8 protein-coding genes and 1 pseudogene are annotated in these 13,320 nt (G+C 44.6%); 8 read left to right on the top strand and 1 reads right to left on the bottom strand.

All coding sequences use genetic code 11. The annotated features are described in order from the left end of the window. Positions 1 to 62: 62 nt before the first annotated feature. A complete protein-coding gene (locus V1501_RS18130) occupies positions 63 to 779 on the bottom strand; it encodes a FadR/GntR family transcriptional regulator (protein WP_409290275.1) in 717 nt (238 codons plus the stop codon). 235 nt (positions 780 to 1,014) lie between these two features. Between V1501_RS18130 and V1501_RS18125 the strand changes: the two are divergent. The 8 genes and pseudogenes from V1501_RS18125 to V1501_RS18090 form a co-directional block, all read left to right on the top strand. Then, a pseudogene (locus V1501_RS18125) lies at positions 1,015 to 2,113 on the top strand (L-lactate permease); the annotation flags it as partial. Positions 2,114 to 2,208: 95 nt separating this feature from the next. Next, complete coding sequence (glcD, locus tag V1501_RS18120; protein ID WP_409290274.1) at positions 2,209 to 3,621, top strand: glycolate oxidase subunit GlcD; 1,413 nt, start codon at positions 2,209 to 2,211, stop codon at positions 3,619 to 3,621. Beyond that, the gene (locus tag V1501_RS18115; protein WP_409290273.1) at positions 3,618 to 4,943 is read left to right on the top strand and encodes a (Fe-S)-binding protein; all 1,326 of its coding nucleotides are present in this window, start codon (positions 3,618 to 3,620) and stop codon (positions 4,941 to 4,943) included. Before glcD ends, V1501_RS18115 begins: the two co-directional genes overlap by 4 nt. Positions 4,944 to 5,040: 97 nt before the next feature. After that, positions 5,041 to 6,036 carry a zinc-dependent alcohol dehydrogenase family protein gene (locus V1501_RS18110; RefSeq protein ID WP_409290272.1) on the top strand — a complete coding sequence of 332 codons (996 nt, stop codon included), beginning with the start codon at positions 5,041 to 5,043 and terminating at the stop codon, positions 6,034 to 6,036. Between the two features lie 600 nt (positions 6,037 to 6,636). Next, positions 6,637 to 7,962, top strand: a complete 1,326-nt coding sequence (locus V1501_RS18105; RefSeq protein WP_409290271.1) for an FAD-binding oxidoreductase — start codon at positions 6,637 to 6,639, stop codon at positions 7,960 to 7,962. A gap of 2 nt (positions 7,963 to 7,964) precedes the next feature. Continuing rightward, positions 7,965 to 9,323 (top strand): (Fe-S)-binding protein, encoded by a 1,359-nt coding sequence (locus V1501_RS18100; protein ID WP_409290270.1) that lies wholly within the window; start codon positions 7,965 to 7,967, stop codon positions 9,321 to 9,323. Then, the gene (locus V1501_RS18095) at positions 9,323 to 10,786 is read left to right on the top strand and encodes an FAD-linked oxidase C-terminal domain-containing protein (protein ID WP_409290269.1); all 1,464 of its coding nucleotides are present in this window, start codon (positions 9,323 to 9,325) and stop codon (positions 10,784 to 10,786) included. The genes V1501_RS18100 and V1501_RS18095 overlap by 1 nt, the downstream gene beginning before the upstream one ends. 310 nt (positions 10,787 to 11,096) lie before the next feature. Continuing rightward, the gene (locus tag V1501_RS18090; RefSeq protein WP_409290268.1) at positions 11,097 to 13,277 is read left to right on the top strand and encodes a malate synthase G; all 2,181 of its coding nucleotides are present in this window, start codon (positions 11,097 to 11,099) and stop codon (positions 13,275 to 13,277) included. Positions 13,278 to 13,320 lie beyond the last annotated feature (43 nt).

Here is a 13,320-nt window from a genome sequence, read left to right as displayed (position 1 = left end):
CCAAACTAAAAATACCTCTTTATGCTGGATAAAGAGGCGGTGCACAGCAGTTAGTTCCCAGATTAAGATTGGAAGATACTTTTGTGAAGAACAATTTCTACATTTTCAATGTGCTGATTCATGATTGTACGTGCCTTTTCGGGATTCCGTTCTTTTATCGCATGATAGATAGCGAGATGTTCTTCATAAAGTCTTACGGTTGTTGCCTGTGCAGAAAAAAGCCACAGGCGCCTTGTATCTTTTATGGTTTCAGCCATCATTCCAGACACATGGTTCATCAGGCTGATTAAGAGAGGATTTTGAGAGCCTTCCGCTATTGCCAAATGAAACTTTACATCTGCTTGCTCACTGAGTTCTTCATTACCGCTTGACTGCTTCATTTCATGCAATGCATTTTCCATTGCCCGCAGATCAGAGTCAGACCTTTTTAGGGCGGCTGAATAGGCTGTCCCGACCTCAATGATTTTTCTAACTTCAAGCAGGTGGGAAATGTCTTCTTTATTCATTAAAATGGCAGCAGATACAGGGTAGGCGATTTGGTCTGTTTCGAATTGTTTGATATATGTTCCTTCACCTTGCCTGATTTCAATGAGTCCCATTGCCTTTAAGGATGTCAATGCCTCTCTTATAGCTGATCTCCCCACATGGAAGTGGTCAGCGAGCTGCTGCACGGAATCAAGTTTCTCACCTGGTTTTATCTTTCCTGTCTGTATCATTTCTTGAATGGCTTCAGCAACCTGCTCATATATTTTTTTTTGCTTGATTTTCTTATATTCCAATATAAAGCCCCCAGACGAACTTTGATGGTTAATATACAAGTGCTATTATACACCGTTTTGGTAAGCAGGAGAAAAAGTTACCAATAATATTCCAAGAGAGGAGAAAAATAAAATTAGATTTTTTCAGATAACAAATTGGTTGAAAATTTAGAAAATGAATTTTATAATCTTTTTAAACACATGGATAATCACCCAGTCATCAGATGACCTTACCTATGAAAGCGATTACTCAGCTTCTGTTTTCTTGTATAAACTTACCGTGAAGAACGGCCAGTTTGACATTATCCGAAATTCGCTATTAGCCATTACAGAAGACCGTCACATACACGCATAATTGTTAACGTTTTCTTCCTGGGCTTTTCTTGAAGGTGCTGCAGGATTTGGAGCTCCGGTGGCAATTTCAGCAGCCCTTTTGGCAGGTTTAGGTTTCAGTCCTTGATTTGCAGGCCTGTGTCTCATCGCCAACACTGCTCCAATTGCTTTGGGGCCATGGGTATCCCACTGATGGAAAAATCAAAAATGATCGGCCGCCGTTTCCAACACTTCCTCGACAGGAACTGCCTGATATTCTTTCAGCACTTGTTTCATTGTTTGCTGTGGCTATTTTCCTTAAATGCTGAAAGCCAAAAACCATTTTCTGCTTTCCGGGGGAGCGGCAATTGGCTGCCTCTGTTGCCTTCGATGCTGATCTCAGCACAGATCACTATTATACAAACGGACAAGTCTTCAAGGGCTTGGTCTCCTTTCCTGGTCCTCACATGGACGATCTCCCTTTGGGTGTTCCAGCTATAAAACTTGCATTGACAGGGCACTATGAAGGCAGCAATGTGCCATATTAACAGCGGTTAATTCTGCAGGGCATAGGTTAACATTCGCGTCGGAAGTCCACAATTTAAATAATAAAGGTAAACAATAGTGCGGGTGAGGCAGCCGCTGCCGTTTACGAGCTCGAAATCTTAGGGGCTGCAGGAACAGCGTGTTTAATTGCAGCGCTTATTACTGAGTACATTGTAGGAATATTGTGGAAAAACGTTAAGGCTTTGCATATGTCATCAATGCAACCGGGATGACCACTATGCTCGGGATGGCTCTTTCAAAAACCAGATCGTTAATGTTCCCGTTTTTGCGCCCTTTCTGGGTTGGCTCTGGTATTCATAACCGGCTCACCTCTGCCAACCTGTTATCCGGAAACTTGCAAAAGATAAGAGCAGAGTCAATAGGCATGAACCCAGTACTTGCTGTTGCTGTGAACTCTTCAGCTGTAGATCCTTGTCACATTGACCGGAATCATTATATTGCTGCAAAACACAGTGCTTTCTTGGATGATCCCTTAATCTTTGCAAGTTTAAGAGAGTCATTGAGGCTGCCACAAAAGGCATAAATGGATGCTGATTATTTAAAAAAATGAAACCGAAATGGGGGAGGAGTATTGCTAGCTGCTTCAGTTAAAGAAAAAATAATTGCCGTTGTAACTAAGGAAAACTATGATGATTCTAAAACAGGGCGTCTGGTTTATTCATATGATTCCACGCCAAATTACCAGGCGCTTCCGGATGCTGTTGTCAGCCCAAGAAACACGGCTGAGGTATCGGAAATTGTCAGTATCTGCAATGAGTACCACATTCCAATCGTACCACGCGGGTCAGGCACCAACCTGTGCGGCGGCACCTGCCCGCTTGAAGGCGGGATTGTCATGCTGTTTAAGTACATGAATAAAATCCTTGAAATCGATGAAGAAAATTTAACAGCGACCGTACAGCCTGGAGTGATCACGTTTGATGTAATAACCGCTGTTGAAGAAAAGGGCCTTTTCTATCCGCCGGATCCGGGTTCCATGAAAATTTCGACAATCGGCGGGAACATTAACGAGAATTCAGGAGGACTTCGCGGCTTAAAATATGGTGTCACAAGGGATTATGTCATGGGATTGGAAATTGTACTTCCTAACGGGGAAATCATCCGTACAGGCGGAAAACTTGCCAAGGATGTGGCGGGTTATGACTTTACACGCTTATATGTCGGATCAGAAGGTACACTTGGCATCATTACGGAGGCTACACTAAAGCTAATCCCTATTCCAGAGGCAAAGAAGACGATGCTTGCTCTATATCAGGATATGGAAGCCGCCGCAAGATCTGTTTCCAAAATCATTGCAAACAAAATCATACCGGCTACATTAGAATTTCTTGATCAGCCGACATTGAAGGTCGTGGAAGACTATGCCCGGATTGGACTGCCGACCGATGTACAGGCGGTACTATTAATTGAACAGGATGGACCTCCGGAAGTGGTGGAACGGGATATCAAGAAAATTTCTGATATTTGCACGCAGGAAATGGCGGTATCCGTTCAAGTCGCCCAATCAGAAGCAGAAGCGGAGGCCTTGCGGACAGCCCGGAGGACAGCCTTGTCGGCCCTTGCACGTTTGAAGCCTACGACTATTCTTGAGGATGCGACTGTACCAAGGTCAGAAATCGCAAAAATGGTCAAAGCAATTAATGAAATTGCCGTTAAATATAATTTGGATATCTGTACATTTGGCCATGCGGGGGATGGGAATCTCCATCCAACATGCCCGACCGATGCACGCAATCATGAAGAGATGGAACGTGTGGAAAAGGCATTTGCCGAAATTTTCGAAAAGGCCATTGAACTCGGCGGCACCATTACAGGTGAACACGGAGTAGGCGTTATGAAAGCTCCTTATCTTGAGCTGAAGGTTGGAACAGCAGGAATCGCCGCGATGCAGTCTGTAAAGAACGCATTGGATCCAAACAATATTATGAATCCGGGAAAAGTTTTTATGGATGACAGCAGGAAGCGGGTGAAGATAGGACAATGACAACAAAAGTACAACAGCAGAAAATACAAAAGGAATTTTATGAGCGAATGGATCAGGAAGAATTGCTGAATTGTATGAGATGTGGCTTCTGCCTGCCTTCGTGCCCGACATATATTGAATCGGGTTTTCAGGAATCACACTCACCGCGGGGAAGGATTGCCTTAATGAAAGCAGTGGTAGACGGCCTGATCGAACCGGATGAAGATTTTGAGAGGTCACTTGACCTGTGCCTGGGCTGCCGGGCATGTGAACCTGTCTGTCCGTCAGGTGTGAAGTATGGACATCTGCTCGAAGAAGCAAGGGACATTGTCAACCAGAACAAAAAACACTCATTGCCGGTAAAAGTGGCAAGAAAGGCTGTATTTAATGGGTTATTCCCGCATCAGAATCGAATCCAGAGCCTTACGGGCATGATTGGATTTTATCAGCGCTCCGGTTTACAGAAGGTGGCAAGAAACACCGGCATCTTAAAGCTGTTACCGGATAACCTTGCTGCGATGGAAAAAGTGCTTCCAGCGGTCCCTAAGATGAAGGAAATGAAAAACCGTCCGGAATATTTGCCATCCGTTGGAAAACAAACGGGCAGGGTTGCTTTCTTCAGCGGCTGCTTGATGGATACGGTGTTCTTAGAAACCAATAATGCCACAATGAAACTGCTGCAGCTTTCAGGCTGCGAAGTCGTTATCCCGAAGGGGCAGTCCTGCTGTGGAGCTCTTCATGGACATAGCGGCGAAAAGGAAAGTGCCAAGGAGCTCGCGAAAAAGAATATACAGGCATTTGAAGATTTGGACGTGGATTTTATCATTACAAATGCTGGGGGCTGCGGTGCGTTCCTGGTTGATTATGATTATCTGCTGAAGGATGATCCGCTATGGAATGAACGCGCGGCTGCTTTTAAAGGAAAAATTAAGGATGTTGCGGAAGTCTTGATTGCAACAGGCTTCCATGAGAAGGTCAGCTTGGAGCTGCCGCCGCAGGTGATTACCTACCAGGATTCGTGCCATCTTAGGAATGTAATGAAAACAGCTTCCGCTCCAAGACTGCTCATTCAATCCATCAAGGGAGTAGAATTTAAGGAAATGCTGCAGGCCGATCGCTGCTGCGGGTCAGCTGGGATTTATAATATCATTGAATCTGAAATGTCGATGAGATTGCTTGATTCCAAGATGGTGCATGCCAAGGCCACACGGGCATCCACAATTGTTACAGCCAACCCGGGCTGCCTGCTTCAAATGAAGCTTGGTATCGAGCGTGAAGCACTTTCCGCAAAAATGAGGGGGGTTCATTTAGTAGATCTGCTGCTGGAGGCTGTGAAGAATTAAAGATTTAAATTTACAGGCGCTTAAATGAAAAGCCTATGCAGGAATCGAAACCCTAGTTATATAGAAACTATAAAGTTCAAGGTAAGGAGTGTTGGAAATGAAAGCACAAATAATAGAATCATTTGGCGGGCCTTCCGTATTTGAATTAAAAGAGGTTTCAAAGCCGGAGGTGCTGCCAGGACATGTACTTATTGAAGTCCGCGCCACCAGCGTCAATCCAGTAGATACAAAAGTCCGCAGTGGAGCTGTGCCTGCGGTTTCTCCGGATTTCCCGGCAGTATTGCATGGCGATGTTTCGGGTGTTGTGGCCGCTGTCGGCGATGGTGTAACTGGGTTTAATCCTGGGGATGAAGTATTTGGCTGTGCGGGAGGATTTAGAGGGACGGGTGGAGCGCTTGCAGAATTCATGCTAGCGGATGCCAGGCTGCTTGCACACAAACCAAAAAATTTGACCATGGAGGAAGCTGCTGCACTTCCGTTGGTTGCAATAACTGCGTGGGAAGCATTATTTGACCGGGCACAGCTTAAAGAGGGACAGAAAGTGCTTATTCACGGTGCAGCCGGAGGAGTCGGGCATATCGCCATCCAGCTGGCAAAATGGGCAGGGGCAAAAGTTTACACGACTGCATCGACCCAGGAAAAATTGGATATCGCTAAACGCCTGGGTGCAGATAAAGGTATTAACTATCGTGAGGAACCTGTCCAGGATTATGTTCAAAAATATACGGCTGGAAAAGGTTTTGACACTGTTTTTGATACAGTCGGTGGTGATAATCTAAATCGTTCATTTGAAGCAGCCGCGATGCATGGCACAGTCGTGGCCATTGCAGCCAGGTCGACACATGATCTTTCTCCATTGCATGCAAAAGGGCTCTCTTTACACGTAGTGTTTATGCTGCTCCGGATCGTTAATGAGAATGAGCGAAAGCAACATGGCGAAATCCTGCAGCAGATTGCCCGTATCGTTGATGAAGGAAAGCTTCGTCCGCTTATTGAAACAAGACGTTTCACATTTGATGAAGCAGCTAAAGCCCATGAGTTCCTCGAGTCCGGGGAGGCCGTTGGTAAAATTGTGCTGACTAATGAGTGGTAAATCCTTGTCAGGCCAGGCTGGTGGCGGGTCATCAGCCTGCCTCTGAATTTGCAAGTTTCGGAATCATCAGGGGTAGAGAAGAAAACCATTTGAAAGAGGGGGGAGATCAGAGGCGATTTGCCTCCATTTCTCTTTGAACTTTTCTTTCAGTCATTTGTAATTTGTTTTGTAGTAGAAATGACATAAGACATTCAGCTCTCTCTCCAACTTCCTTTCCAATATATTTGCAGGCTCAGCCTTCTAAGCGGATTCCTAGCGATGAAGCTTATTATAAGGAAGACGCATAGAGATCTGGTTCCATTAGGTAATCGATGATAATACTTTTGTGAGCAGGGCCGTGGACTGGTCTATATTCGAATGATGAAGGGATATTAATAGGAAATTAGATGGAAATAATGGGGAATTAATTAAAATTATCTTAAAATTCAATTTACTTGTTGAAAAATTTAAACCAGGCTGTTTTAATAAATGTAAGCGCATTCTTTAAGAGTCTAACGGAGAAAAAACAAAAAAATCAATAACATACGCCATTTGCCAAGTATTTTTTTAAATCAGATAGGAAACGACGTTTGTTATTACCAAACAAAAGGGGGCGTTATTTTGATTACAGCAGATCTTCTTGCAGACCTTAAGTCTATTTTACCCGAAGAAAGAATAATAGAGGGTGAAAATACAGGCCACCCGCTTGGAAATGGCGGACATATAGCTGTCTATCCAGAAACGGAAGATGAAATAGTAAATATTTTAAAATATGCAAACGATAATGGGAAAAAAATAACGGTGGCCGGCGGAGGAACCAAGCGTGGGTTTGGCGGTCTTACTGAATCGGCTGATATCCTGCTTTCATTATCGAACTATACAGGCATTGTTGAGCATACTGCAGGCGATATGACTCTAACTGTTAAAGCAGGTACTACATATAAAGTAATACAAGACTATCTGGCATTACATAATCAGCGGATTTCGCTTGACCCTGTATGGCCGGAATACTCAACAATCGGCGGAATTGTCGCATCTAATGAAAGCGGCCCTAAAAGGATGGGTTACGGCTCTTCAAGAGACGTGGTCATTGGGCTCCGCTTGGTTTACCCGGATGGCAGCAAAATCAGGGCAGGGGGCAAGGTAGTAAAAAACGTGGCTGGATATGATATGAACAAACTGTTTATAGGCTCCATGGGAACACTTGGAATATTATCGGAAGTGACTCTAAAGCTTAGGCCGCTTCCAAAGTACGAAAGTCTGGTATTATTGGCATTCCCCATTGAAAGCCTTGATGAAATCCGGTCATTTGCGATTAAGCTTTTGGATTCGGTGATGGAACCCATTTCTCTTGAACTTTTAAATCCTGCTTTATCACAAAGGTTAACAGGTCAAAATGTGTATACCCTGGCAATTGCTTTTGAGGATGTTGAGAGCTCAGTTTATTATCAGGAGGAGTATGTGAAAAGCTTTCTTCCGATTAACTCAAGCGTTGAGGTGCTTCGGCATGAAGAAGCGACAGCCTTTTGGGATAGATTTTACAGAATTGCTCCAAATGGGGCGGCCTCTTCTGAGGGTGATCAACTACAAGCAGCTTTGAAAATAGGTGTCGTTAACCTTGATGTTCTGAAGGTCATTCAAGAAAGCCGCATACTGCATGAATCAAATACTTTAACAGTAGAAGCGCACGGCGGGCTGGGTCATGGAATTTGTCAGATAAACCTGCAGGGGCGTGAGGAAGACCTCTTACAGGCAATAAAGCAGATTAGAAAATTTGCTGAATCTTTGGGCGGGTATGCCATTTTAAAGCATCTCTCTTTTTCACTAAGGCAAAAGCTGGATGTATGGGGTGAAAAACCGCCGCATTTCTTCCTGCTGGAAGGTATAAAAACAAAAATCGATCCGAACAGGGTGCTTAACAATAAAAGATTCGTAGGGGGGATTTAAAAGTGAGTGTAAGAGAAATTGATATAAAACAAGACCCGGCATGTACGAATAATGGCTTAAGTAACTATTTATGGAAAGATGCACCTGATGAAAACAAATGGGCGGATTGCGTACACTGCGGCATGTGCTTGGAATCTTGCCCGACTTATGAACTGACCGGCCAGGAACAGCATTCTCCCCGCGGGCGTGTCCATATTATCAAATCTGTAGCAGAAGGTAAGCTTCAAGTGAATGAGCAATTCATGGATCCAGTCTTTGCCTGCCTGGATTGCCGTGCCTGTACCACTGCCTGTCCAGCTAATGTCGATGTCGGCGGCTTAATTGAAGAGGCACGTGGACAAATTCGCCAGGCGATGCCCTTAACAGGAGTGAAAGGCGCAGTTAGTAAAATATTTCTTGAAGGGCTGTTTCCCCATCCAAATAGGTTAAATGCACTGGGAGGGTTATTAAAGTTCTATCAAAAGAGCGGATTGCAAAAGGCAGCCCGCAAAACAGGACTGATGAATATCATGCCTCAGCATTTAGTTGAAATGGAAGCGATAATGCCCGAGATTCAAGAGCCTGTACGCAAGAAATATAAGAAGGAAAAGGTCATTAAAGCACAAGGGGAAGCAAAGGCAGAAGTGGCATTCTTAACAGGCTGTGTAATGGACGTCATGTTCAGTGACATCAATCAATCCACCATCAATGTTTTAACACGGAATGGAAATGATGTCGTGATCCCTCAAAACCAAACCTGCTGCGGCGCCCTCCATGTACATGCTGGTGACCGTGAAACAGGAAGAAAGCTTGCAAAACAGAATATCGAGGCGTTTGAAAATGCCGAGAAAATTATAGTGAATGCTGCCGGCTGCGGCTGTATGCTGAAGGAATATGCTGAGTTATTCCGCGAAGAGCCAGAATGGCATGACAGGGCTGAAGAATTTTCTGCCAAGGTTGAGGATATCTCTAAATATATCTACGATACAGGATATGAAATACCGAAGGCAGAATTGAACACACGGATCACATATCATGATGCCTGCCACCTCGCGCATGGGCAGGGAGTACGCCAGGAACCGCGAGATCTCCTTATTAGCATACCAGGCGTTGAAATGGTTCATATGCCAAATGCCGACCGCTGCTGTGGCAGTGCAGGAATCTATAACATTACGAATCCGGAAATGTCCGGAGCTGTTCTAGAAAGTAAAATGGAGAATGTTCCAGATGATGTTGAAATGATTTCGATGGGTAATCCGGGCTGTATGCTGCAGATGGCAATGGGGGTAAAGAAGTATGGCAGAAATCAAAAAGTCGTTCATACCATTCAGCTCCTGGATTGGGCTTATCAAAAAGAGGATTCTCTCAAGGAGGGACATTAATGGCATCTAAAAAAATCAAAACGAATGATCCTCATATAAAGAGGCTGGCGGAAATTGCAGGAGGAGCGGATTCGATTCTGTATCACAAGGAGGATTTGCTGGCTTATGACAGCGATGGTTTTACGCTTCACAGGCATTTGCCAAAAGCCGTAGTGTTTCCAAACAATACAGAGGAAGTGGCAGCACTCGTTAAATACTGCTCTGACCATCACCTGCCGTTCCTTGCCCGTGGAGCAGGAACTGGCTTGAGCGGAGGTGCAATCCCGCTGAATCAGGAAGTGATCATAAGTCTCGTCAGAATGAAAAAGCTTCTAAGCGTCGACTTGGAAAATAGGCGTGCTGTTGTTCAGCCGGGATTTGTCAATCTTAAACTTACAAACTCGATTTCTGATAAAGGCTATTACTATGCTCCCGATCCTTCAAGCCAGTATTGCTGTACAATAGGCGGCAATGTAGCCGAAAATGCCGGCGGGGCCCACTGCCTTAAATATGGTGTAACCACCAATCATATTCTTGGGCTTGAGGTGGTGCTGCCAAATGGGGAAGTCATTGAAATTGGTGCCAATGGCATTCCTGATGCGCCTGGATACGATTTGCTGGGACTGCTGACGGGCTCAGAAGGTACATTGGGAATCGTAACGAAAATCACTGTACGTATCCTGAAGAATCCGGAAGCGAAACAAACTGTTCTAGCCTACTTTGATAAGGTAGAAGACGGGAGCCAGGCAGTCTCTGATATTATATCTGCAGGAATTGTGCCAGCGGCCCTTGAGATGATGGACAAAACAGCTATTGAGGGAGTGGAGGCTGCTGCGTTCCCCGTTGGGCATCCACGTGATATTGAGGCGGTCCTTCTAATAGAGGTGGATGGGATCTTAGCCGGTATCGATGAACAGATCAATCAAATATTGGATGTATGCAACTGCAGAAATGTTCGGGAAGTAAAGGTTGCCCAGGACGAGCAGGAACGCGGGAGATGGTGGGCAAACCGTAAAACAGGATTTGGTGCGATGGGAGCTATTTCACCGGACTATTTAGTGCAGGATGGCGTGATTCCGCGAAGCAGGCTGCCTGAGGTTCTGAACAAAATAAACCAGATCAGCCAAGAATATGGCTTAAGGATAGCTAATATATTCCATGCCGGTGATGGCAACTTACACCCTCTTGTCCTTTTTGATGCCAGGATTCCTGGAGAAAGTGAAAAGGCCCTGGCTGCAGGGAGTGCCTGCCTCCGGGCATGCGCAGATGTAGGAGGGACGATAACAGGTGAGCACGGAGTCGGAATTGAGAAAAGGGAGGAAATGCGCTTCGTCTTCACTGATGAAGAAATTATCGCCCAGACTAATATACGTGAAGTGTTCAATCCGCATAACCTGTTAAATGCCGGAAAACTTTTCCCAATGCCGGGCCGCTGTGTAGAGATTAAAAGGGATTTAAAAGAAAAGGAAGCGGCCATATCATAAGAATATTGGACGGACCGGGCAGCGTTGGCTAGTGATTCTCTTTCCTTTCTGTTCCTTCCCCTGCACATTTAAAAGTAGATGAAATTTTATGAAAATTGTTGAAATAACTTCTAAGAAAATGCTATCATTTTTTTAAACAATTGTTGGAACAGTGTTGTGTAATAACAAACAGTCATCATGGCATACAAAAGACGAACACACACCTAAGATCTTTTTCAAATTTAAAGAACGTTCAACCCATTTTCACCAGATTGATAGTTTTATCTAGCTGAATCTACACAAGACACTTATTTTCAAGGAGGAAACTACTATGACTGTATATGTAAAAGCTGGTAATCTTCAAGTTGCTTCAGAATTATATGAATTTATCAATTCAGAAGCTTTGCCGGGAAGTGAAGTGGACCGTGAACAATTCTGGTCAGGCTTTGAAAAACTGATCAATGATCTGACACCGATCAATAAGGAGCTATTGGAACATCGCGAAGAGCTTCAGAACCAGATAAATGCCTGGTATCGTGAAAACAATGAAAGCTTTAACTTTGACAAATATAAGACATTTTTAAAGGAAATCGGATATCTTGAGCCTCAGGTAGAAGATTTTAAAATCACCACAGAAGGTGTGGATGCTGAAATTGCTACTCAGGCTGGCCCGCAATTGGTTGTCCCGGTTAATAATGCCCGATATGCAATCAATGCAGCCAACGCCCGATGGGGAAGCCTGTACGATGCCCTTTACGGCACTGATGCAATTAGTGAAGAAGAAGGAGCGCATCGCGAAGGAGGCTACAATCCAGTCCGGGGGGCAAAGGTTATTGAGTTTGCCAGAGACTTCCTTGATCGGACGATTCCATTAAAAGAAGGCTCCCATAAAGAAGCGGCGAAATATACTATTGAAGCTGGCACATTGAATATTGAACTCAGCAATGGAAGTGTGACAGGTCTTGAAGATGAATCAAAATTAAGGGGCTATCAAGGGCAGCCGAACGAACCGAGTGCGGTTCTATTTAACAATAACGGACTTCATTTTGAAATCCAGATCGACCGAAAGTCTCCAATTGGAAAAACGGACAAAGCAGGCGTAAAGGACGTCCTTCTTGAATCAGCCGTGACAACGATCATGGACTGTGAAGATTCAGTCACTGCGGTGGACGCCGAGGATAAGGTGCTGGTTTATCGAAACTGGCTGGGATTAATGAAAGGGAACTTATCGGCAGCCTTTAGAAAAGGAAATAAGACAATCACCAGGAAACTAAATCCTGACCGCACTTATTCATCTACAGCTGGAGAACAGTTTACTCTGTCAGGGCGCTCTGTTTTATTCGTACGTAATGTAGGGCACCTGATGTCCAATAATGCGATTCTGGATCAAAATAATGAGGAGATCCAGGAAGGTATTTTGGATGCTGTGCTCACCAGCCTTATTGGAAAACATACTCTTTTAGGTAACGGGCCATACCAAAACACGTCTGAAGGCTCGATATATATTGTTAAACCAAAAATGCATGGATCAAAAGAGGTTGCGTTTGCGAACGAGCTGTTTAATCGAGTGGAAGATTTACTGGGACTAAAAAGAAATACTCTAAAAATAGGGGTAATGGATGAAGAGCGCCGCACATCCTTAAACCTGAAGGCTTGTATCAGCCAGGTAAAGGAAAGGGTCGTGTTCATCAATACTGGATTCCTGGATCGTACTGGTGACGAAATCCATACGTCTATGGAAGCAGGGCCAATGATCCGCAAAAACGATATGAAAGGGTCCACCTGGCTGCAGGCTTATGAACAATCAAATGTTATTACAGGCCTTGCAAGCGGATTTCAGGGGCGGGCCCAAATTGGAAAAGGCATGTGGGCAATGCCTGATTTAATGGAAGATATGCTAAAACAAAAGATTGCTCATGTTAAAACTGGAGCAACCACAGCATGGGTTCCGTCGCCTACTGCCGCTACGCTGCATGCTCTTCACTATCATGAGGTGGATGTTAAACAGGTCCAAAAAGAAATAATCAGTCAATCTAACGACCTGACAGATGATTTATTACAATATCCAGTGGCGAAAAACCCGGAATGGAGCGCCAAGGAAATCCAGGAAGAAATCGATAACAATGCTCAAACCATGCTGGGTTATGTAGTCCGCTGGGTTGAACAGGGTGTTGGATGTTCAAAGGTACCTGATATTAGCGATGTTGGCCTCATGGAAGACCGTGCTACACTTAGAATCTCGAGCCAGCATATGGCAAACTGGCTGCACCATGGAATTATAACAAAGGAGCAGGTACTTGAAACGCTTCAGCGCATGGCCAAAGTAGTAGATGAACAAAATGCTGCAGACCCTGCATACCGCCCAATGTCCGCGAATTTTGACGAGTCAGTCGCATTCCAGGCAGCCTGCGACTTAGTGTTTGAAGGCTATAGTCAGCCTAGCGGCTATACTGAGCCTATCTTGCACCGCCGCCGTATTGAAGCAAAAGCAAAGTTTGCTGTAAAACAATAAGCATTTTTCAGGGGCATTCTATTTTTTTAGAATGTCCCGTTAT

The organism is Paraperibacillus esterisolvens, assembly GCF_046237625.1.
Classification (GTDB): domain Bacteria; phylum Bacillota; class Bacilli; order Bacillales; family DSM-1321; genus Paraperibacillus; species Paraperibacillus esterisolvens.
This window is presented reverse-complemented; position numbering and strand designations above follow the sequence as displayed.

Coding starts and splice junctions, on each gene's coding strand:
- V1501_RS18090 (WP_409290268.1), top strand. CDS start 11,097: ATGACTGTATATGTAAAAGCTGGTAATCTTCAAGTTGCTTCAGAATTA.
- V1501_RS18110 (WP_409290272.1), top strand. CDS start 5,041: ATGAAAGCACAAATAATAGAATCATTTGGCGGGCCTTCCGTATTTGAA.
- V1501_RS18115 (WP_409290273.1), top strand. CDS start 3,618: ATGACAACAAAAGTACAACAGCAGAAAATACAAAAGGAATTTTATGAG.
- V1501_RS18095 (WP_409290269.1), top strand. CDS start 9,323: ATGGCATCTAAAAAAATCAAAACGAATGATCCTCATATAAAGAGGCTG.